The organism is Pseudorhizobium xiangyangii (genome assembly GCF_020531965.1).
Classification (GTDB): domain Bacteria; phylum Pseudomonadota; class Alphaproteobacteria; order Rhizobiales; family Rhizobiaceae; genus Neorhizobium; species Neorhizobium xiangyangii.
Map to the genome: position 1 here is coordinate 172,982 of NZ_JAJAWH010000003.1, position 21,787 is coordinate 194,768.

Consider the following 21,787-nt stretch of genomic DNA (forward strand, 5'->3'; position numbering starts at 1 on the left):
TTTCACCGGCCGCGATCGAGGATCACCGCGTATCGCGCCGGGCGCTCGGTCGGGTTGTGGAAGTCGAAGGCATCGCCGATGTCCATGAACAGGCAGTCGCCGGGAAACAGCGTGTGCACCGTTTCGCCGATGATCATCTGCAGTTCTCCCGCGAAGAGCCACACATGCTGCGTCATCACCCGGCTTTCCTCGCGCGGCGGGAAACTCACCCGCGCACCCGCCGGAAACTCCACCTCGACGATATCGACGCGGCTCGGCATGCCGGACGGCGAGACCGACCGGCGCAGATAGCCGGTACTAGGGTCACGCCACAGTCGCTGCTCGCTACGCCGAATGAGCGGCGACGGCGGCCGCTCGTCGTCGGCGAAGAAGGCCGACAGCGTCAGTTCCAGCGCCTCGCAAAGCCGCGCCAGGAGCGCCGCAGTCGGGCTCGCCTCGGCGCGCTCGATGCGCGAAATCATCGCCCGGCTGACGCCTGAACGCGTCGCCAGCTCGTCCAGCGTCAGGCCATGCGCGATGCGCAGCGCACGCACCCGTTCGGCCACCGACTTGTCGAAGATATTGTCGCCTGATTCCATTATTCGAGATTGTCATTCTCCTATAATGGAGTCAACGGCTTTCTAAAAGGCGGCCCGGAGCCGCCTCGCTGTCAGCCGTTCACCTGTGCGATCCAGTCCGTGAGGCTGTAATAGTTGGTAACCCGCGCAACCTTGCCGTCGCGAATCTCGAAGAAGGCACCAGCAGGCAGGCGGTACGTCTGACCGTTCGCTTCCGGCAGGCCCTCGTCGGTTGCGAGATATTCGCCGTTGACGATGAATTCGGCGCTTGCACGCGTACCGTCTTCGCTCGCCATGACCACCATATCGGTCAGTCGCTCGCGGTAGCAGCGGTTCATGTGCTCCATGAATGCGGCGAACACGCCCTTGCCCACCTGCCGTTCGCCCTGGTTGATGTCATGCACGACATCGTCCGTCAGGAGCGCGAGAAACGCATCCATGTCTTGCGCATTGAAGGCATCGTAATAGGCGCGGATGGTATCGGTGGCAGTCATGACGTCTCCTTGAAAACCCTTGTGCTTGGCGGAAGGACCCGCTGCAGGTATAACCCGGACCATGTCGAACTGAAAATGCCTATGACGCTGGAAATCAAAACCTTTTCGGGAACGGACGCCGCGGCCCGCTTTGAAGACGTCGCGCGACTCAGGATCGCCGTCTTCCGCGACTTTCCCTATCTCTACGACGGCGACCTCGCCCATGAGCGGAAATACCTCGCCACCTATGCGAGGTCCGAAGGCTCGATCTTCGTGCTGGCGATTGACGGGACCAGGGTCGTCGGTGCCTCGACCGGCACGCCGATGGCGGGGGAAACCGACGAGGTCAAGGCCCCCTTCCTCGCCGCCGGCCGCAATCCCGAAGACTTTTTCTACTTCGGCGAAAGCATGCTCCTGCCCGCCTATCGCGGCCACGGCATCGGCGTTGCCTTCTTTGCCGAGCGCGAAAAACAGGCCCGCCGCCTCACCCTGCCGTTTTCCACCTTCTGCGCCGTCGAGCGCCCCGCCGACCACCCGCGCCGCCCTGCAGATTACGTGCCGCTCGACGCCTTCTGGACGAAACGCGGCTATCGTCATCACCCCGAGCTGCGCACCACCTTCACCTGGCGCGATCTCGACGAGGCGACAGAGAGCCCGAAACCCCTCTCCTTCTGGATCAAGGACCTGTCCGTATGATCAAGCTCGCCGCCTGCCAGTATGCCATCGAACTGATCGAGACCTGGGAGACCTATGAGGCCCACCTCACCGCGCTGGTCGAAGAGGCGGCCAGTCAGGGCGCACAACTCCTGCTCCTGCCCGAATACGCGGCGCTGGCGCTCACCGGCCAGCTGGACGCCACCACCCGTTCAGACCTGCACGGCTCGATCGCCGGCATCCAGCCCATCATCCCGCGCTGGCTCGAACTCTGCGAAACACTCGCCCGCAAGCATCGCATCGTCTTCCAACCGGGTTCCGCCCCGGTCCTCGACCCGGACGGACAATACCGCAACCGCACCTTCCTGTTCGGCCCGGACGGTCTGATCGGCCGGCAGGACAAGCAGATCATGACCCGATTCGAGCGCGAGCAATGGGGCATCGCCGCCGGAACGGACGGCCTCCAGGCTTTCGACACGCCGCTCGGAAAACTCGGCATCCTGATCTGCTATGACAACGAATTCCCGATGCTCGGCCGCAGGCTTGCCGAACTCGGTGTCGAACTGGTGCTGGCGCCATCCTGTACCGATACGCTTGCCGGCAGCTACCGGGTGCGGATCGGCGCCCAGGCACGGGCACTGGAAAACCAGTATGCGGTGCTTTCCTCGCCGACTGCCGGCACCGCGCCATGGTCACCGGCGCTCGACGAGAACCACGGCCGCGCTGCCCTCTACGTCCCCTCCGACTACGGCATGCCGCCCTCCGGCATCGTCGCCGAGAGCCCGCAGAATACCGTCCGCGAGAGCGGCTGGCTGATCGTCGACATCGACCTTGCGAACGTCGCGCGCCTGCGGACCGAAGGCCAGGTTGCCACCCGGCGCGACTGGCCAGAACAGTTCACACAATAAAACGAGCAATTTCGCCCGTGAAATCCGCCAATTTATCGCAAATGCCCTGCACTACCCGCTAGGCGGCCACACCACTCACTGCTATATCGCGAGCCATGAGCACCAATTCTTCCCGCACACCGCTTGACCATATCCGCAACTTCTCGATCGTGGCGCATATCGACCACGGCAAGTCGACGCTGGCCGACCGTCTGATCCAGACGACCGGCGGCCTTGCCGAACGCGACATGTCCGAGCAGGTCCTCGATTCGATGGATATCGAGCGCGAGCGCGGAATCACCATCAAGGCACAGACCGTCCGCCTGCATTATAAGGCGAACAATGGCGAGACCTACGTCCTCAACCTCATCGACACGCCCGGCCACGTCGACTTCGCCTATGAAGTCTCGCGTTCGCTCTCGGCCTGCGAAGGTTCGCTGCTGGTCGTCGATGCGTCGCAGGGCGTCGAAGCCCAGACGCTCGCCAACGTCTATCAGGCGATCGACAACAACCACGAGATCGTCACCATCCTCAACAAGATCGACCTGCCCGCGGCCGAACCAGACCGCATCCGCGAGCAGATCGAGGAAGTCATCGGCATCGATGCCTCCCAGGCCGTGCTGATCTCGGCCAAGACCGGCCTCGGCATTCCCGACGTTCTCGAAGCCATCGTCCACCAGCTGCCGCCGCCGAAAAGCGAAGCCGGCGAAAAAGGCCCCCTCAAGGCGCTGCTGGTCGACAGCTGGTACGACACCTATCTCGGCGTCATGGTTCTGGTGCGCATCCTCGATGGCGTCCTGACCAAGGGCCAGACCATCCGCATGATGGGCACGGACGCAAAATACCAGGTCGAACGCGTCGGCGTGCTGACCCCAAAGATGCTTGCCGTCGATAGCCTAGGCCCAGGCGAAATCGGTTTCTTCACCGGCTCGATCAAGGAAGTCGCCGATACCCGCGTCGGTGACACGATCACCGAAGACAAGAAGCCGACGGCCAAGGCGCTGCCGGGCTTCAAGCCGGCCCAGCCGGTCGTCTTCTGCGGCCTCTTCCCGGTCGATGCGGCCGATTTCGAAGACCTGCGCGCGGCGATGGGCAAGCTTCGTCTCAACGACGCGTCCTTCTCGTTCGAAATGGAATCGTCCGCCGCCCTCGGTTTCGGCTTCCGCTGCGGCTTCCTCGGCCTGCTGCATCTGGAAATCATCCAGGAGCGCCTGGAGCGCGAGTTCAACCTCGATCTCATCGCTACGGCCCCTTCCGTCGTTTACCATCTCAACATGACAGATGGTTCGATGAAGGAGTTGCATAATCCGGCCGACATGCCGGACGTGGTCAAGATCGCCTCGATCGAGGAACCTTGGATCAAGGCGACGATCCTGACCCCGGACGATTATCTCGGCGGCATCCTGAAACTCTGCCAGGACCGCCGCGGCATCCAGACCGAACTCACCTATGTCGGCAAGCGCGCCATGCTCACCTACGAGCTGCCGCTCAACGAAGTGGTGTTCGATTTCTACGACCGCCTGAAGTCCATCTCCAAGGGCTACGCCTCGTTCGACTATCACCTGCACGGCTATCAGGAGGGCAACCTCGTGAAGATGTCGATCATGGTCAACGGAGAGCCGGTCGACGCGCTGTCGATGCTGGTCCACCGCTCGGCTGCCGAAAAGCGCGGCCGCGACATGTGCGAGAAGCTCAAGGACCTGATCCCGCGGCACATGTTCAAGATCCCGATCCAGGCGGCGATCGGCGGCAACGTGATTGCCCGCGAAACGATCTCGGCCATGCGCAAGGACGTGACCGCCAAGTGCTACGGCGGCGACGCCACCCGCAAGCGCAAACTGCTCGACAAGCAGAAGGAAGGCAAGAAGCGCATGCGTCAGTTCGGCAAGGTGGACATTCCGCAGGAAGCGTTCATCGCCGCGCTGAAGATGAAGGACGATTGAGGAATATAAGCGGGCGTCTTTCACGCCCGCTTTCGGCCATGGCAGGCCAATAAATTCCCTGATCTGGCGACGAATGATCGTCAGGGATAGTGGCGTATCCCGGCATAGCTGGGACCGTCGAACCAATCCGAAAAGAAGCATGTGCGGCGGTGGCTGCTGACGCCTACATCGCCGGGGGCCGATAGCGAACCGACTTTGCCTTTCCCAAGGCTTGGATCGTATCCTCGACACTGAGGAGGACCGTGGTCTCAAAGGCGCTTACCGCACCTCCGGCGCCGACCGCAAGCGAGACAGCCGCCATCGATACGTTGTCGGGAGCCTCCCAGAGGCTCCAACCATCATGCTCGCCGAAAGCGTACCAGAAACCGTGAAGCTTCCCGCCCACGGATTCAATGTACGTCCGTGCCGCCTCCCTTCGATCCTCGGGGTTTTCGATCATGCGCGCCCAGGTCTCGGGCGTGTAGCTGAAGCGCGTGAGAAACATGGCCATGACTTGCCTCCTCCATCACAGGCCAATCCAGTTAACGCCCGGCCCGGGACGAACGCGAGTCATTTTGATTTGGAGGCCCGGTGGATTGCTTCCCCTCGCCCCCTGCAGCCGGAAGCCGTGAACAGAGAGCCCATCCGGTACGGGTGGCACCCCATCCTCCCGTCATTCCTGTGCTTGTCACAGGAATCCAGCAGCGCCACGTCGGCGGCGCCCAAGGCTCAACGAGCGACAGAAAAGAGTTCTCTCGCCGCGCAGACCCGCGGCGGCTGGATCCCGGCCCAAGGCCGGGATGACGAGGAGAGAGGTTGCCCCTCCACGCCCTCTCGCCATCCCACTCCGCCAAAAAACCGCACATCCACCCACCAGAAATCAACCACTTACCCCTATCCGCATCCCCCGCCCCTAAAACCTGTGCCTACAATCGCCCCGTTCCGCCCTCGGATACACCGGCAGGCGTGCCAGCGAGGCGAGGCCGGCGCGGGGCGTGGGGGTGAGACGCAAAACCCTACGATCCGGGTCCGTGTGAAAATGGTTTCCCTCCGGCGACACGGGGGAAGCGGGAAGGTCACGGACCGGCCACCCGCTTCTGATGCCCGAAAGAGCGCGCCGGGCGTGCCTGTGCGGCACACATGAGGGCTCGACGGATGGTTTCGCCGGATTCTTTCAAAGTCCGCCGAGAACATCGGGAAGCCGGCGGCCAAAGCCGTCCGGACGAGCCTTTGCAGAGAAACCGGAGTCACGGGCAGAAACCGCCGAACGGGGCGCTGAGAGGTGCCACCTAAACCAAAACCTTACGAGGCAGCTTTCAGCGCCCCGTCCGAATTTAGAAGTTTTGGGATCGCCAAGGGAGAAGTCCGTCTTGTTCGTAGCCGCGGTGCAACGGTATGCGCAAAGAAAAAGCCGCCCGCCTGAAAGGCGGACGGCTTACGAAGGTATCGGCAAGCGACGGTTTAGCCGCCGTTACCAGCCGGGGCAGCTGGAGCTGCCGGCGAAGCCGGTGCGGCATCATTGGTTGCACCGCCCGGTGCTGCGGGGGTCATGGGAGCCGGGACCGGCGCCGTGTCACTTGCTTCCGGGGTCGTCGTCGAGGACGTGGTTGCCGGGTCGGTACCCGGTTCGCCGCCCATATTGCCCCAGATGAAGGCGCCGATCAGAAGCACGGCCAGAACGGCTACCCACGGCACCCAGGAGGCACCGCTCTTGCGGGTCTCGATGGTGTTGTTCACGAGGTCCGGCCGGCGGTCATGCAGGTCGGGACGGGTGTCATTCGGGTCATAGGTCATGAGTTCTTCCTCCGTTAAACCTGGCAGGAAAACGGCGACTCACGGAAATTTGTTCCGCGCTGCTTTCAAATGACTGAAGTTGCTGGGTTTTTTCTCTACTCGCCGCGCGGGAACCGCTGGCTTTCCTCCAGCACATTGAGGTCCATATGGTTGCGCATGTAGCGTTCCGAGGCCCGTTGCAGCGGCTGGTAGTCCCACGGATAATAGGCCCCGTTGCGCAGGGCCTCGTAGACCACGTGCCGGCGCGCTTGGCTTTCGCGAACCGCGGCATCATACCGACCAAGGTCCCACTGCTCGCCCGCCAGAGTGGTCAGCCTCACCATTTCCTCCCCATGGGCGGGATCGTCCGCGAGGTTCCTCAGTTCGGCGGGGTCTGCCTCCAGGTCGATGAGGATCGGCGGATCCACCTCGCAGAGCGTCAGCTTGTAGCGACCGTCCCGGATGGCGACGAGGGGCGAAACCGATCCTTCGGCGGCATATTCCATCGGGACCGGTGCCCGGCCACCCTTGGCCGCAGCCAGCGGGGCCAGGTCCTCGCCATCGGTCCAGGGGGCAAGCTGGCCGATATCTATACCGGCGAGCGCCGCGATCGTCGGGCAGACGTCCAGTGTGGAGACCGGTTGTTCGACAAGGCCGGGCTGCCAGCCGGGAGCCGCAATCATCAGGGGCACGCGGGCAGAACCCTCGAAGAAATTCATCTTGAACCACAAGCCGCGGTCGCCCAGCATGTCGCCATGGTCGGAAACAACGAGGATCGCCGTGTTCTCAGCCATCCGGCTGCGCTCGAGCACGTCGAGGATCTCGCCGACCTTTTCGTCGATGTACGAGATATTGGCGAAGTAGCCGCGCCGGGCGCGCCGGATTTCCTCGCTGGAGATATCGAAGGCCGTGTGGTCGCAGGCGTCCATCAAACGCTTCGAATGCGGATCCTGCTCGTCATAGGGAATGGCGGGTATCGCCGGGTCGAGTTCCGGGCAGTCCTCGTACAGATCCCAGAACTTGCGCCGTGCGACATAGGGATCGTGCGGATGGGTGAAGCTGACTGTGAGGAGCCAGGGCCGCTCATCCTGGCCGCGAGACAGATCGTAGAGCTTGCGCGTCGCGTTGTAGGCAACCTCGTCGTCATACTCCATCTGGTTGCTGATCTCGGCCACCCCTGCCCCGGTCACGGAACCGAGGTTGTGGTACCACCAGTCGATCCGCTCGCCGGGCCTGGTGTAGTCGGGGGTCCAGCCGAAATCTGCCGGGTAGATATCCGTCGTCAGCCGCTCCTCGAAACCGTGCAACTGGTCCGGTCCGACGAAATGCATCTTGCCGGACAGTGCCGTCTGGTAACCCGCCCGGCGCAGATGATGCGCAAAGGTCGGGATGTCCGAGGCGAACTCAGCCGCATTGTCATAGACGCGGGTGCGGCTCGGCAGCTGCCCGGACATGAAGGAGGCGCGTGCCGGTGCACAGAGAGGGCTGGCCGTATAGGCGTTGGCAAAGCGCACGGAGCGCTTCGCCAACGACTTCAGATGCGGCGCATGAAGAAAGTCTGCGGGACCATCCGGAAAGAAGGTCCCGTTCAACTGATCCACCATCAGGATCAGCACATTCGGTCGTGTCTGCACGTAACGTCTTCCTTAGAGCCCGAGGGCCTCTGTAACGGCTTCCTTAGCCGGCTTGCCGTCGAAGGTGGTGACGCCGGCAAGCCATGGCTCGAAGGCCGCCGGGTTTTCCTTGAGCCAGGCCTCGGCTGCGTCCTCGGCATCCTCGCCGTCCAGGATTTCGCCCATCAGGACGTTCTCCATCTCGACGGTGAAGGCCAGCTGCTTGAAGAAGGTCGCAGCGTTGGGGCAACCCTCCGCCCAGCCGGTGCGAGCCAACGTGAAGACTTCGGCGCCGCCGAAGTTCGCACCGAAATAGTCATCGCCGCCCGAGAGATAGCTGATGTCGAACTGCTCGTTCATCGGATGCGGCGCCCAGGCGAGGAAGACGATCGACTTGCCTTCCTTGTTGGCGCGCTCGACCTGAGCCAGCATTGCCTGTTCGCCGGATTCCACCAGTTCCCAGCCCTTGAGGTCGAAATCGCCGGAATCGATCATCTTCTGGATGTTCGTATTGGCGGGAGCGCCCGGTTCGATGCCGTAGATCTTGCGCTCGAAGCCATCGGCATTCTTCGCAAGATCGGCAAAATCCTTGACGCCCTTCTCTGCCACCGTGGCCGGGACGGCCAGAGTGAACTTCGCGCCCTCGAGGTTCTTGGTGAGGACTTCAGCAGCCTTGGCGGCATTGAGATCGTCGATGAAGGCCTGCTGCGCGGGCATCCAGTTGCCGAGGAAGACGTCGATCTCGCCGTTCTTCATCGATTGGTAGCCGATCGGCACGGAGAGCGTCTTCACGTCGGGCTGGTACCCCAGCGCTTCCAGAAGATATGCGGCCACGCCATTGGTGGCGGTGATGTCGGTCCAGCCCGGATCGGAAAGGCGGATGACCTTGCAGGCCTCTGCGTCCGCGGCCGACGCGGACAATGGAGCCACCGTCAGAGCGAGAAGCGCCGTCGTGCAAGCGATGGCACGTGCGGCCAATGTTGAGTGCAGCGTCATGCTTGTTCCCCTTCATCTATTTGATAGACTTATTGAAGCCAACCGAGAACGGCCTGTAAAGGTCGTGATTTCGAATAACGGCCATAAAGGAGATTTATTTTGCGCGCTTCCGTGGACATGGGCTGGCTACGGTTGCTGGTGGAAATCGCGCGGCATGGATCGCTCTCCGCGGCGGCCAGAAGGCAGGGGTTGAGCCAACCGGCTGTCAGCTACCAGATCCGCCAGTTGGAGGCCGCGTTCGGTGTGTCGCTTCTTCACCGCCAGCATCGTGGCGTGGCATTGACGGAAGAGGGAAAGCGCGTCTTCGAGATTGCTGCCAAGGCAGTTTCCGACATCGACGACCTGGCGGAGAGTTTCAGAGTTGATGTCCAGCGACCTGCCATCCGGCTCTGCACCGACTATGCTTTCGCGACACACTGGCTGATCCCGAGAATGCACGCGTTCCGGCTGCTCTATCCGGACTTCGATATCCAGATCATCTCGACGCAGCGACTTGCTGCGGATTGGACGGATGACGCGGAGATTGCCGTCGCGTTCGGAACGCGCGCCGAATTTGGACAATCCGGGGCGATGATCATGCCCGAACGGGTCATCCCTGTCTGCTCCCAATCCTTTCTGGATCGGATGAAAACGAACGGCGCGACGTCCATCTTGGCAGGCGCACCGCTCGTTCACCTCGACACCGCGCTGCCTTCTCCATGGTTCGACTGGAAAAGCTACTTCTCGCAAGCGGGCATTCGCCGGCTGGCCCCGCCGGGCGGAGGTGACGTCAGCTTCAACAACTATGCCATGGTCGTGCAGGCCGCTCTTGGCGGACAGGGTCTGGCGCTTGGTTGGCTGGGTTTGGTCGATACCCTGCTTGCATCGGGGATGCTGATCGCCGCCGGCCCGGAGGTCGGCGCAACGGATCGCGGCTACTGGATGCTCGGTTCGAAATCAAGGCATCCCAACGCCAGCAAGCTGGCGGAGTGGCTGCTAGCCGAAGCAATGGCTACAGGCGAGAGGCCGGCGTAGAGCCTTCTCCGGCTTAACTCGCGTAGCGCGACACCCAGTTATGCCAGCCATCCTCGGTGCCGTTGAAGACGTTGAGATCGATCTTGCCCTCGACACCTTGCGAGAGGCCCGAGCCGGAATACTGCCAGAACAGCCATTTGCGACCCGGATAGACCTTTGACGGATGTTGCGCGACGGCGCGCAGCCAGAAAGGATAGTTCTCGAAGGCACCGTCGAGGTTGTCCTTGTAGAAGTCCGGCGCCGTGTAGATGACAGGGCGCTTGCCGTAGTGGCGCTCGAGCCTGTCCATGAAGACCTGCATCTTCTCTTGCACACGAGCGCGCGACAGGCGCATCTTGCAGGAGGATTCGCCGTTGTATTCGACGTCGATCACCGGCGGCAGCGCATCGGGATCACGCGGGACGTTGCGGATGAACCAGTCGGCCTGGTCGCTGGCGGCCCGGCACCAGTAGAAGAAATGGTAGGCGCCGCGGCGGATGCCGGCATCCTTGGCGCGCTTCCAGTTGGTCTTGAACATCGGGTCCAGGTGGTCCCCGCCATCGGTGGCCTTGATGTAGGCGAAGTTGGCGCCCTGCGATCGCAGCGTCGCCCAGTCCATCTCACCCTGCCAGCGCGAAACGTCGATGCCGTGGACAGCATAGTGTTTCGGCCGCACTTTCCCGAAGTTGATCGGCTTGGCATCCTGGAAACGTTGACCGTAGACTTTCGAACGGGTCGAACCGCTTGAAGCGGGATTATTCGGGAGCAGCCTGGCAATCGGCCGCTGGGACGGGAGTGGCATTCCAACCTTCGTGGCGACGGGCGCGAATGCCTGCGGCTCAGGGGCTGCACCGGCCCATGCCAGAACCTCCTGCGGCTGTCCCTGCGGTTCTGCCATCGGCTGGGCAACACTGGCTGCCGGAACAGGCGCCGCCGGAATGACGGAACTTGTGATCTCCCTGGACGGCAGGCCCGCCATGAGGCTTTCCGGCCCCGAACTGGACGAGCAGCTGGAGAGCAGAAGGGCGGCTACAAGAAGAGCGGAGGACGCGGAAAGACGCATGAGAACCCGTACGCAGAACAAGAACCGAGGGGCCGCCGGACGCGAGAAGTTCGCCGAGCGGAAAAGCTAACGGAAGATTACCGAGAAAGATTGAATCGAGTCTTAACTGTTCCCGCCAATTCGACGTCAGCCTAGAGCGGGTGATGTCGCCATTTCGTGCGCGGCAAAGGCAGGCCTCCCCGGCTATGGGCCAAATAATGGCCGGCTCGGAACTTTTCGATCCCGCCGCTGTTCCGTTTCCGATCGCATCACATCGCAGATGTCGTCATCCGATCCGCTCCATACCTGGGAGAGTTCCATGACCGAACGAGATATCAATCAAGGAGCTGGCTCGCAGTCCGGCTCCACATACGCAGCCGGCGGCAATCCAGCCCGCGAAACGTCGCCATCCACTGTGGGTTCGACACTTTCAGTTACTCCGTTGCCGTCATCGTCGAATCAACAGGCTGCGGGGCAGCCGGCAGGCGGGCTGAAGGACAAGATTACCGATGATTGGCAGTCCGCCAAATCCGCTGCACGGACGGAATTCACACACGCCACGCAACACGCCAAGACTGCGGCGGGAGACCAAAAGAATTTTGCCGCCGAGCGCGTTAGCGGCGTCGCGAGCGCAATCGAAAAGGTGGGGAGCGAGCTTGAGCAAGGCGACCAGCCCGAAGTCGGTCGTTACGCAAAGCAGATTGGCTCCAGCATCCAGCGCTTTGCTAGCGACATAAAAGGCAAGGACATGGGCGAAATCGCAGCGATGGCCGAAGATTTCGGTCGGCGTCAGCCGGCAGCGTTGCTGGGTATCGCCGCCCTTGCCGGCTTTGCAGCCAGCCGCTTTCTAACTGCTTCGGCGGTACGACGTACAGACAGCCCGCGCGAACAGCCGAGTAATCCGGCTCCGGGAACCGGATCCGCCACGTCAGCATCTCCCGTCGGCCCCGCTACGGGCGCCAACTACGCGACGGGCTACCCCCCGGAGGGCAACTACAATGGCTAATCAGATGGACACCCGCCCGCTCTCCGAACTGGTGAGTGGCCTCGTTTCCGACATTACCGGACTGTTCCGCAAGGAGATCGACCTGGCGAAGACGGAGGCGTCCGAGAAGATGTCGCATGCGCTGACCGGCGTCGAAGCTTTTGCCGCTGGCATCGTGTTCGCGATCGCCGCTGTGGGTGTGCTGCTTGCCGCCCTGGTGAACGGCCTGGCCGCCTTCCTGGTGGCTCAAGGCATGACCGAGCCAAGCGCTGACGCCCTTTCTTCGGTCATCGTCGGCGTTGTGGTCGCTCTGCTCGCATGGGGCATCATTTCCCGCGGACTTTCGACACTCCGTGGCGAAAACCTGAAACTTGACCGCACTGCATCGTCGCTGCGCCGGGATGCCCAGATAATCAAGGAGCGCGTGTAATGGCTAGTTCCGACAGCATGCGAGCCGAAGAGCTCGAGCGTGAAATCGCGGCGGATCGCCGTCGCATAGAAGAACGCATGGATGCCATCCAGGCGAAGATGTCGCCCGGGCAGCTTCTCGACGAGGCGCTGTCCTATACCAAGGCGAGCGGTGGCGGCGAGTATGTCGCCAATCTCGGCAGCGCGATGAAAACCAATCCTGTTCCCGTCGCGCTGATGGGAATCAGCATGGCATGGCTCATGGCCAATCCCGGCGCTCGAGCCGGGTCGCACTCTTCCGATGCAGATGAGCCCGAATATCCGCTCGCGACCGTGAGAGGATCTGTGCGCCGGGTCGGACCGGTCCAGACGAAGGGCGAATATCGCTACAGTCATTTCTCCGATGAAGGCGGCGGCCGTTTCAGGGCTCTCACCGACCAGACAGGGCGACGGGCCGGTCATTTCATGGACGAGACCGGCAAGACCTATCGCGGCTTTGCCGACGCGACAGGCCGGCAGATGCACGACATCCGGGACGAGGCGGGTAAACTTTTCGATGAGGCCTCGGGGTGGGCCTCAAGAACCTGGGGCCGGATGACCTCCTCAGCTTCGCACGCGACAGACAGCGTGAAGGGTGGTGCCCGCTCGGTGGGTACTGGCGCTATGGCGGCCAGCGATTCGATGCGAAACTATGCGACGAACCTCAATGGGAGCATAGCGAAGCACTTTCAGGACCAGCCGCTGATAGGCGGCGCACTGGCATTCGCGCTCGGTGCGGCGATCGGTGCGGCGCTGCCGAATACACGTCGCGAAGACGAGGCCATGGGCGAGATTGCAGAGGGCGTGCGCGAACAACTGTCTGACACCGCCACCGATGCCATACACAAGGCCGAGAAGGTTGCGGCCGACGTATACGACAAGGCTGCGGCGGCCGCCTCCGACGTTCGCGACACGGCGAAGGACCGGATCGTGGAAGAAGCGCAGCAGTATCAGCAGGCAGACGGCGTCGGTCGTAGCGATCCACTGCCCCATTGACCTTGCTGAAGGTTCTTGCCGGAAGACTCCCGCATCCGTGCGGGAGCCTTTCTTCGCACGCTTGCCTGTATTTGCTGCCCGCTCGCCACCAGAAGGGGCTTGATTTGTGCACTCAACTCGCCTGCTAGTATGACGCCCGCTTCACGGTGCATCTAGACAAGGAGCAGCAATGGAAAAGCCGCGCATCACCATTCTCTACTGCACGCAGTGCAACTGGCTGCTGCGGGCCGGCTGGATGGCGCAGGAACTCCTGCAGACATTTTCCGATGCCCTTGGCGAGGTGGCGCTGATTCCCGGGACCGGAGGCAATTTCGAAATCCGTATCGACGGCGAACTGTTATGGGAGCGCAAGCGAGACGGCGGCTTCCCGGGACCCAAGGAGCTCAAGCAACGTGTTCGCGACGTCATCGACCCGCAGCGGGATCTTGGACATCTGGACCGGTCAGCGGCCGACGACAGGGGCAACTGACCCGGCCGATTACGGGCATGCACGAAAGTTTTCTCGCCGCAGACATAGAAACTTCAAAAAGCCGGTTGACAGCAGAGGGCCTCCCCCGTACATCGCTCTCCGTCGCCCAGATGGCGGAATTGGTAGACGCGCCAGCTTCAGGTGCTGGTACTCGAAAGGGTGTGGAGGTTCGAGTCCTCTTCTGGGCACCATTTCCCACTAAATGCTTGATTGATATCAAGCTTTAACGATCGAGAGATCGTTCCCATGCCGCAATGGTGTTCGCTCCGGATGAGAGCTGAACACGCGGCTTTGGCTTTGCCTGATTTGGCATCCCGCCCCATTGTTAACGGTACTGCGCGGTCTTGAGCCGCGTCCATCACCATACGTGCGCCTCCATTTTCCGACGATGGAGGCAGGCCACATGGCGTACCGTGTTGCGCGTTGCGCAAGTTAGATTTGTTCTAAAACATCTGGATTGACCCTTATTCGCCCTGCCACCAAAAGGTGACCGTTTTAATCATCTTTAGGGGGCTGACGTGCAATTCGGTGGGGCAACATTCGGGATCGTTGGGGCGCGCAAAGGCAGGCGCAATCCAAATCTTCTTTTGACGACTGCGCTGGGATCGATCCTGCTGCTGCATTCTGGTCCTGCGGGGGCGCAGGATCAATCGAGCGAGGACGAGGCCGTTCTCGAGACCATCGTCATCTCCGCAGAACAGCAGCTGAAACAGGCCTCCGGCGTTTCCACCATCACGTCGGAAGATCTTCAGAAGACCCCGCCTGCCAACGACCTCTCCGAGATCATTCGCAAAATGCCAGGCGTGAACCTGACAGGCACAACCGCCAGCGGCCAGCGAGGCAACCAGCGCCAGATCGACCTGCGCGGCATGGGGCCCGAAAACACGCTTATCCTCATCGACGGAAAGCCGGTCCTGTCGCGCAACTCGGTGCGCATGGGCCGAGCCGGCGAGCGTGACTCGCGCGGCGACACGAACTGGGTGCCCCCGGAAGCCGTCGAGCGCATCGAGGTCATTCGTGGACCTGCGGCTGCCCGCTACGGATCCGGTGCCGCCGGCGGCGTCGTCAACATCATCACCAAGCGGCCGGACAAGCTGGGCGGCACGGTCTCGACCTACCTCAACGTGCCGCAGCATTCGGAAGAGGGTGCGACAAAGCGCGGAAGCATCCTTCTGGGCGGCCCGATCAGCGAGACGATGTCGTTCAGGCTGCTCGGCAGCTACAACAAGACGGATGCCGACGACGCCGACATCAATACGGACGCCCACATTGATCCGGCCAGCCCGGCGCCCGCAGGTCGGGAAGGGGTCGTCAACAAGGACGTGCGCGCACTGCTTTCGCTCGAGCCCAGCGCGGACCATGTCATTGATCTCGAGGCCGCATACAGCCGGCAAAACAACATCTTCGCAGGCGACCGGCAGCTGACCGAGACGCCCGATGCCCTGCTGGATGTCATCGGCGACACGACCAACAGGATGCAGCGCGGCACACTCTCGGCGACCCACAGAGGGACATACGATTTCGCCGACTCCGTCAGCTACATCCAATGGGAAAGAACGCTGAACGAGCGACTGCTCGAAGGACTTGCCGGCTCCAGCGAAGGGGCAATCAATACGGATGAATGGGCCAAGATCCGGCTCGACAACGTCACGGCGAAAAGCGAATGGGACGTGCCGCTTACCCTTGGCGGACTGGACCAGACGCTGACACTCGGTGCCGAATTCCGCGGCGAATGGATGGAAGATGGTGCATCTCTACGCCAGGCGACAAACGTAAGCTCCGGCGGAACATCGACGCCGGTCGTAATCCCCGGCGTTCCGATCGACGGAGCTGATCGCGATCCCAACAGCAACGCGTGGATGGGCGGTCTTTATCTGGAGAACAACATCCTCGTGACCGACAGGCTGACGCTGACGCCTGGACTTCGCTTCGACTACCACGATTCCTTCGGGGCGAACTGGAGCCCAAGCCTGAACGCCTCTTATGAGGTAACCGACGAGGTTACGATCAAGGCAGGCGTCGCCCGCGCATTCAAGGCTCCGAACCTCTATCAGCTGAACCCGAACTACGTTTACTACACGATGGGCAACGGTTGCCCGATTGACTACACAAATACCATTACCGGTGGAAATGGCTGCTTCGTCATCGGCAACCCGGATCTGGACGCGGAAACCAGCTGGAACAAGGAAATCGGCATAAATTACAGCGACGATGCCGGTTGGAACGCTGGGATCACCTATTTCCACAACGATTACAGTGATCGAATTTCCGCCGGCATGGTTCCGGAAGGCGCCGTCGGCGCCGTAACAGGCACGCGGTTCGGTACGCTTTTCCGTTGGGAGAACGTTCCGGAAGCCGTGGTCTCGGGCCTGGAAGGCAACTTTTCCGTTCCGATCAACGATGCGCTGACATGGAACACAAACGCCACGTACATGCTGGAATCCGAGAACAAGCAGAATGGCCAGCCTCTTTCGCTCGTCCCGGACTACACGATCAACACGTGGCTCGACTGGCAGGCCCGCGAGGATCTCCTCCTCACCGTGTCCGCGACCCACTATGGTGAAACGCCCTCTCCCACGGTGACGGCAACCACCGGAGGTACTGTCGAGAACCCCGAGGCGCGAGATCCCTACACGCTCGTCAACCTTGGTTTCAAATATGACATCAACGAAACCTTCAGGCTCAACGGCGGCGTAAACAACGTCTTCGACAAGCGCGTCCTGCGCGAAGGCAATGGCAATGCGGCCGGGGCCAATACCTACAACGAGCCCGGACGCACCTTTTACGTGGGCCTGTCGGCGACGTTCTAAGGTCGATAGTGCTACGCGACATCGAGCCGCCTCCCCACCGGGGGCGGTTCATCCTATCCCAAAAGAGCAGACGAAAATGACGGACAACAGGAATATTCTGGCCAATCTTTCCTACCCGTCGCGGTTCCACCGTGAGCACGCGCCAAGCTGGACGACGGCCGTCCTTGCCGCCCTGGGATATGCCGCGCCAGAGCTTTCCGGTGGCCGTTGGTGTGAGATCGGCTGCGGACAGGGGCTCGGCGCCTGCCTGCTGGCGGCAGCCAACCCGGACATGTATTTCACCGGCATAGACATCAGCCCGGCGCATATCCTTGCCGGCCGGCAACTCGCGCAGGATGCGGGTCTGACGAACGTGGAATTCGTCGAGATGGACCTCGCCAATCCGGCCGGTCGTGCAGGGTTCTCCTCCGAGTTCGATTTCATCGTTGCGCATGGAATCTATTCGTGGGTCGAAGATCCTGTTCGCCAGGCCATCCGCACCTTTATCGGAGAGCGGCTTGCTGTGGGTGGCGTGGCCTATCTCCACTACATGACGCATCCCGGCAGTGCGCCGTTCGCGACATTCCATTCGGTCTTCCGGCAGATGGCAGCTACCCGTGACGGACCCTCCGAGCAATCGGTGGAGGCGGGGCTGAAGCTGCTTTCGACACTAAAGCAGTCCAATGCCGGTTTCTTCGTTGCGCATCCCGCGGTCGGGAACACGCTCGAGCATCTCTCAAGGGAAGAGAGAGCCTATATCGCCCATGAATACCTCAGCAGCAGCTTTGCGCCGATGCATGTCGCGGACGTCATGGCCTCCATGAAGGACGTTGAGCTGGATTACGTGGGCAGCGCGACGCCGATCGAGAACATCGACGCGCTTTCAATCCCGGGAAGTGTCCTTCCTGTTGTGCAGCAGGCGAAGGAGCCTGCGCTGCGCGAAAGTCTCAAGGACATCGCCCGCAACCAGGCCCACCGTCGCGACCTCTACATGCGCCAGCCCGCGGCGATGAGTGCACAGAACCATATTGAAGCGCTGAGGCTGCAGATCTTCTGCAGTCTCCCTGGCGCCCCCCTGGAAAGCGGGCTCCGGCTGGATACGCGCATCGGGCCGGTGGAGGCTCCGGCCGAGCTTGTGTCGCCGGTTCTTGCGCGGCTTGCCCAGGCACCTGCCAGCTTTGCCGAACTGGAGACGATCGGGAACTTCACGGCGAGACCGGGACTTCTCAACCAGATGCTACAGGCCATGATGGAGGCCGGCGTCATCCACCCCATGCGGGTGGTAACGAGCCAAGACGAGTCTGCGGAACGGCTGAACGGCGTGCTGTTGGGGCGTCTTCGCAACGGATTGGCCGTACCGGCTCTGACCGCCCCGGAAATTGGTTCCGCCATGCCGCTCTAGACGCGATCGACGGGCTACCGCTTACGCGAAGCCCAAAGTTCCGCTGCCTGGTCCAGGCCTTCTTCGAAACGCGCGGACGGATCTTTCGAGAGGCACAGCAGCGCTGCGGCGGCGGTGTACTGGATCGTAAGCTCCGCCTGCTCATCACGAGCGGCACCGGACCAGACGGCCTGCCAGTACTCGCTCTGCGTATAACTGCTGACCGTGCCGGCCGCCTTGATGCCGGGGCGAGCGGGAACCGCTGTCTTTGCCTCGACGCCGTCCAGCATCCTCAGGATTGTCGTTATCCGCGTCGGCGTGACCTGCGCAAAATCCCGGATGGACTTGACGATCGCAAGGTTCTGCATGCCCAAAAGCTTTCCTATCTGACGATAGATGTCTCGTAGCGGCCCACCGGCCGCACCCACAAGCGTTGCCGAAGCATCGAACGGATTGATGAGCGGAACGACGTGATGAAGCGGACTGCGCGTCTCCAAGAGCGGATAGAGGTTCAACATGGCGTTGACTTGCGGCGCAAAGGCACCCAGCGGAACATAGGCGATATTGCTGGCAGCAAGAGCTGCGGAAATCTCGTTTGATGCCGTGCAGACGGGAATGGCAGCGCGTTCGGCCGCTGCTTCCAGCTTGCCACTGTCGGAGCCATTGCCAAAATGACCGTGCAGGACGACGCGATAGCCGGCCGCTGCAACGAGACGCGCCGCATGAATGAACCATGGCGGATTTCGCCAGCGCGGGGAGACGTAAGCGGGCCAATCCAGGTCCGGTTTCAGATCCTGCGTCACGCTCAATACCGACACATCCCGAACAGCGCGAACGAATCCTGCGAGCTCGACTGCGGTCGCGCCACGGTACTTCACCGTCATCAGCAGCGCCCCGATCTGGATCGGATCGGCTTCTCCCCGCAGGATAATTCCCAGGGCATCCCGCGCCTCGTCAAAATCGAGAGGCCGGCTCCTCCCGGCTCCCGACGCGGTCAAGGCGATATACTTTGCCAGCCGACGGTGAGGATCGGCGTTATCTCCGATCGCGGCGATGCGACGGGCAATATCGACGGGAGTGGGCTCTGCCTCCAGCTGTTCCGCCCGAGCAGTCGATAGCGGCGGGGGTGCGACCTTTGATCTCTGCTGCCACTCGCCCATTGTATCGCACGCCGGCGCCGACACAACGATCCTGCTCTCGCCCTTGAACAGCGCTTCGGTCTCTTCTGCCAGCGAGCGGACCCTCAATCTCAGCGATTCAGCGAACGGCGTGGGTCTCAGGCCGCGACCGGTGCGAAGAAAGATCGGATCTCCATAGAGCTCCCTCAGTTCGCCAAGCAGTCTGCTCATCGACGACGTCTGCATATCCAGACTTGCGGCGGCGGCCGTGACACTACCCTCGCGTAGCAATGCATCGAGAGCCAGAAGCAATTTCGTTCTGCTGATCCGGACCTGGCCGCTCTCAACCGAAGGCTTGCTGTGTGTCACATTTTCCGTGGTCATCGCTTCTACCATCTCCGACCTCCCGCGGCTTGCTTACATAACTCGCCTGATTTACTCAACTTTTCTTCCAAGCATCGCTACAAGTTTGCGTGTGCGCCATGGGCGCCGCGGCACCGGTTCCGAAGGCAGCTCTTGTGAAAGACGTCCCGACTGCGTGATTTGCGATTTTCGCAATTTGGAGATGTTTCAAAATAGACTGATTGACCGAGCGGCATGACCCCACATAACTAGCCTCAATCCCTCAACTTATCTCGGCAGTGCCCTTTCGGCGCGCCGATTGCGGAGACCTTAATGTTCCCGAAGTTTCGATCCCTACCCTTTGCCCTGGCGCTTGCCGCAGCCGTCTTCGCGTCACACGCCTCTACGGCCAGTGCGGAAATCCTGGTGAAGCACAGCAAGGGCGAAACGACCCTTGCCGCCAAGCCCGAGAAGGTTCTGGTGTTCGACATCGCAAGCCTTGACACGCTGACGGCGCTTGGCGTCGAGGTGGACGGCGTTCCGTCCGGAGCCAAGCCGGACTATCTGTCGAAGTACGCCGGCGGTGACGTACTGACTATCGGCTCGCTGTTCGAGCCGGACTACGAGGCCGTCAATGCGGCTGAACCGGATCTGATCATCGTTGCCGGACGCTCCTCTGCGAAGTTCGAAGACCTCGCGAAGATTGCCCCGACCATCGACCTGACCGTCGATGCCGCACGCTTCATCGACAGTGCCAAGCATAACATCAACACGCTGGCGAATATCTTCGGCAAGGAAGCCGAGGCGGAAACGGCGCTCAAGGCATTCGATACGTCTCTCGCAGCTCTCAAGGAGAAGAGCGCATCTGTCGGCAAGGGTTCGCTGATCCTGACGACCGGTGGAAAGATGAGCACGTATGGACCCGGATCGCGGTTCGGCATGCTGTTTTCCGAGTACGGCGTGCAGCCGGCAGACGAGAAGATCAAGGTTGGCAGCCATGGCCAGCCGATCTCCTTCGAATACATCCTAGAAACCAATCCCGACTGGTTGTTCGTGATCGACCGGGATGCCGCAATCGGTCGTGAGGGCCAGGCTGCCTCGAAGTTCCTGGACAATGACATCGTGGCGCAGACCACCGCATGGAAGCAGGGCCAGGTCGTCTACCTGGACGCCACCGGCTGGTATCTGGTCGGCGGCGGCCTGACCTCGATGCAAAACACCGTCGATCAGTTGACCAAGGCTTTCGACGGCAAGTAAGCGAACAGGATCAAGATCTGAACGGCAGCAGCCCTGAAAAGGTTGCTGCCGTTCAGCAATGACTGGTGGTCTCTTTGAAGTTCTTTCTTCCTGCCCTGCTGATCACTGTCGCAATGGCCGCGATCAGCCTATTCGTGGGCGTCAGCGAGGTCTCGCTTCTCGCGATCGTTTCCGGGCAGGCAGACGAGAAGATGCTGATGGTGCTTGCGGCAAGCCGCCTTCCGCGCACGCTGGCACTTATCCTGGCCGGGGCCGGCATGGCGGTTGCCGGAACGATCATGCAGATGCTGTCGCGAAATCGCTTTGTCGAGCCATCTACCGCCGGCACTGTCGAATCCGCCAGCCTTGGAATGCTCGCCGTCCTGCTGCTCGCACCCGGCCTTCCGGTCATGCTGAAGATGCTGGTTGCCTCCGCGTTCGCCCTGGCCGGTACCGGCCTGTTTCTCGCGATTCTCCGAAAGGTGCCGTTGCGGTCGCCCGTTCTGGTCCCGCTGATCGGTCTCATGCTCGGCGGCGTCATCAACGCCTGCACCACCTTTTTTGCCTATCGCTATGACCTGATGCAGGCGATGGGAGCCTGGACGAGCGGTGATTTCTCCACTGTCCTGCGCGGCCGCTACGAGGTTCTCTGGGTCGCCTGCGCGCTGACGGTTGCGGCCTATATCGCAGCCGACCGGTTCACCGTCGCGGGAATGGGTGAGGATTTTTCAACCAATCTTGGCCTGAACTATGGCCGCGTCGTCGCGCTTGGCCTTGTCATCGTCTCGATGGTGACGGCTTCGGTCGTCGTCACGGCTGGTATCCTGCCGTTCATCGGCCTCATCGTTCCAAACCTCGTCAGCATGATCATGGGAGACCGGCTACGCCATACATTGCCGTGGATTGCGCTCACCGGCGCTGCACTCGTCCTCGTCTGCGATATCGTCGGGCGGGTCGTCAATGCGCCCTATGAAATTCCGGTCGGCTCCGTTCTCGGCATCGTCGGCAGTATCTTCTTCCTGAACATGCTCCTGAGGAGGCGCTTCCGTGCAGCGTGAAGCCTCCCGTTCCTCCGGCACCGTATTGCTGGTCATCGGAGTGATTGCCGTCGCCT

At 61.7% G+C, this 21,787-nt stretch carries 20 protein-coding genes and 1 tRNA gene; 13 read left to right on the forward strand and 8 right to left on the reverse strand.

The window, feature by feature from the left end:
• Nucleotides 1-2: 2 nt before the first annotated feature.
• Both LH464_RS03665 and LH464_RS03670 read right to left on the reverse strand, forming a co-directional pair.
• Entirely contained in the window at nt 3-578 is a 576-nt protein-coding gene (locus tag LH464_RS03665; RefSeq protein WP_226785011.1) for a helix-turn-helix domain-containing protein, read from the reverse strand.
• A gap of 71 nt (nt 579-649) precedes the next feature.
• Nucleotides 650-1,051 carry a ketosteroid isomerase-related protein gene (locus tag LH464_RS03670; protein ID WP_226785012.1) on the reverse strand — a complete coding sequence of 134 codons (402 nt, stop codon included), beginning with the start codon at nt 1,049-1,051 and terminating at the stop codon, nt 650-652.
• Nucleotides 1,052-1,132: 81 nt separating this feature from the next.
• Here LH464_RS03670 and LH464_RS03675 point away from each other — a divergent pair, with 81 nt between their 5' ends.
• From LH464_RS03675 to lepA, 3 genes are all read left to right on the forward strand, one after another.
• Complete coding sequence (locus tag LH464_RS03675; RefSeq protein ID WP_226785013.1) at nt 1,133-1,726, forward strand: GNAT family N-acetyltransferase; 594 nt, start codon at nt 1,133-1,135, stop codon at nt 1,724-1,726.
• The gene (locus LH464_RS03680) at nt 1,723-2,592 is read left to right on the forward strand and encodes a carbon-nitrogen hydrolase family protein (RefSeq protein WP_226785014.1); all 870 of its coding nucleotides are present in this window, start codon (nt 1,723-1,725) and stop codon (nt 2,590-2,592) included. Before LH464_RS03675 ends, LH464_RS03680 begins: the two co-directional genes overlap by 4 nt.
• 95 nt (nt 2,593-2,687) lie before the next feature.
• Nucleotides 2,688-4,514, forward strand: a complete 1,827-nt coding sequence (gene lepA, locus LH464_RS03685) for a translation elongation factor 4 (RefSeq protein WP_226785015.1) — start codon at nt 2,688-2,690, stop codon at nt 4,512-4,514.
• Between the two features lie 163 nt (nt 4,515-4,677).
• Here the strand turns inward: lepA and LH464_RS03690 are convergent, their stop codons facing one another.
• From LH464_RS03690 to choX, 4 genes are all read right to left on the reverse strand, one after another.
• Nucleotides 4,678-5,004: a GYD domain-containing protein gene (locus tag LH464_RS03690; RefSeq protein ID WP_226785016.1), complete on the reverse strand. Its 327-nt coding sequence runs from the start codon at nt 5,002-5,004 to the stop codon at nt 4,678-4,680.
• Nucleotides 5,005-5,954: 950 nt separating this feature from the next.
• Nucleotides 5,955-6,287, reverse strand: a complete 333-nt coding sequence (locus LH464_RS03695; RefSeq protein WP_226785017.1) for a hypothetical protein — start codon at nt 6,285-6,287, stop codon at nt 5,955-5,957.
• A gap of 95 nt (nt 6,288-6,382) precedes the next feature.
• On the reverse strand, nt 6,383-7,870 hold the full coding sequence (gene betC / locus LH464_RS03700; RefSeq protein WP_255648262.1) for a choline-sulfatase: 1,488 nt from the start codon (nt 7,868-7,870) through the stop codon (nt 6,383-6,385).
• Between the two features lie 42 nt (nt 7,871-7,912).
• Entirely contained in the window at nt 7,913-8,875 is a 963-nt protein-coding gene (choX, locus tag LH464_RS03705) for a choline ABC transporter substrate-binding protein (RefSeq protein ID WP_226785019.1), read from the reverse strand.
• A gap of 117 nt (nt 8,876-8,992) precedes the next feature.
• Here choX and LH464_RS03710 point away from each other — a divergent pair, with 117 nt between their 5' ends.
• Complete coding sequence (locus tag LH464_RS03710) at nt 8,993-9,889, forward strand: choline sulfate utilization transcriptional regulator (RefSeq protein ID WP_226785087.1); 897 nt, start codon at nt 8,993-8,995, stop codon at nt 9,887-9,889.
• Nucleotides 9,890-9,902: 13 nt separating this feature from the next.
• On the opposite strand, the gene LH464_RS03715 is transcribed toward LH464_RS03710, so the two are convergent.
• Nucleotides 9,903-10,931, reverse strand: coding sequence for a glycoside hydrolase family 25 protein (locus tag LH464_RS03715; protein ID WP_226785020.1), 1,029 nt, complete (start codon nt 10,929-10,931; stop codon nt 9,903-9,905).
• A gap of 298 nt (nt 10,932-11,229) precedes the next feature.
• On the opposite strand from LH464_RS03715, the gene LH464_RS03720 reads away from it, so the two are divergent.
• The 7 genes from LH464_RS03720 to LH464_RS03750 all read left to right on the forward strand — a co-directional run bounded on the left by LH464_RS03720 (nt 11,230) and on the right by LH464_RS03750 (nt 17,998).
• Entirely contained in the window at nt 11,230-11,916 is a 687-nt protein-coding gene (locus LH464_RS03720; protein ID WP_315859576.1) for a nutrient deprivation-induced protein, read from the forward strand.
• Complete coding sequence (locus LH464_RS03725; protein ID WP_226785021.1) at nt 11,909-12,325, forward strand: phage holin family protein; 417 nt, start codon at nt 11,909-11,911, stop codon at nt 12,323-12,325. Before LH464_RS03720 ends, LH464_RS03725 begins: the two co-directional genes overlap by 8 nt.
• Nucleotides 12,325-13,338 carry a DUF3618 domain-containing protein gene (locus LH464_RS03730; RefSeq protein WP_226785022.1) on the forward strand — a complete coding sequence of 338 codons (1,014 nt, stop codon included), beginning with the start codon at nt 12,325-12,327 and terminating at the stop codon, nt 13,336-13,338. Before LH464_RS03725 ends, LH464_RS03730 begins: the two co-directional genes overlap by 1 nt.
• A 169-nt stretch (nt 13,339-13,507) precedes the next feature.
• Nucleotides 13,508-13,807, forward strand: a complete 300-nt coding sequence (locus LH464_RS03735; protein ID WP_226785023.1) for a SelT/SelW/SelH family protein — start codon at nt 13,508-13,510, stop codon at nt 13,805-13,807.
• A 104-nt stretch (nt 13,808-13,911) separates the two neighbouring features.
• A tRNA-Leu gene (locus LH464_RS03740) sits at nt 13,912-13,998 on the forward strand.
• A 327-nt stretch (nt 13,999-14,325) separates the two neighbouring features.
• Complete coding sequence (locus tag LH464_RS03745) at nt 14,326-16,617, forward strand: FepA family TonB-dependent siderophore receptor (protein WP_226785024.1); 2,292 nt, start codon at nt 14,326-14,328, stop codon at nt 16,615-16,617.
• A gap of 76 nt (nt 16,618-16,693) precedes the next feature.
• The gene (locus tag LH464_RS03750; RefSeq protein WP_226785025.1) at nt 16,694-17,998 is read left to right on the forward strand and encodes a class I SAM-dependent methyltransferase; all 1,305 of its coding nucleotides are present in this window, start codon (nt 16,694-16,696) and stop codon (nt 17,996-17,998) included.
• A gap of 14 nt (nt 17,999-18,012) precedes the next feature.
• On the opposite strand, the gene LH464_RS03755 is transcribed toward LH464_RS03750, so the two are convergent.
• Nucleotides 18,013-19,491 (reverse strand): glycosyl transferase family protein, encoded by a 1,479-nt coding sequence (locus tag LH464_RS03755; RefSeq protein WP_226785026.1) that lies wholly within the window; start codon nt 19,489-19,491, stop codon nt 18,013-18,015.
• A 279-nt stretch (nt 19,492-19,770) separates the two neighbouring features.
• Here LH464_RS03755 and LH464_RS03760 point away from each other — a divergent pair, with 279 nt between their 5' ends.
• Nucleotides 19,771-20,694 (forward strand): siderophore ABC transporter substrate-binding protein, encoded by a 924-nt coding sequence (locus LH464_RS03760; RefSeq protein ID WP_226785027.1) that lies wholly within the window; start codon nt 19,771-19,773, stop codon nt 20,692-20,694.
• A gap of 113 nt (nt 20,695-20,807) precedes the next feature.
• Nucleotides 20,808-21,731, forward strand: coding sequence for an ABC transporter permease (locus LH464_RS03765; RefSeq protein ID WP_226785089.1), 924 nt, complete (start codon nt 20,808-20,810; stop codon nt 21,729-21,731).
• Nucleotides 21,732-21,787: the final 56 nt, after the last annotated feature.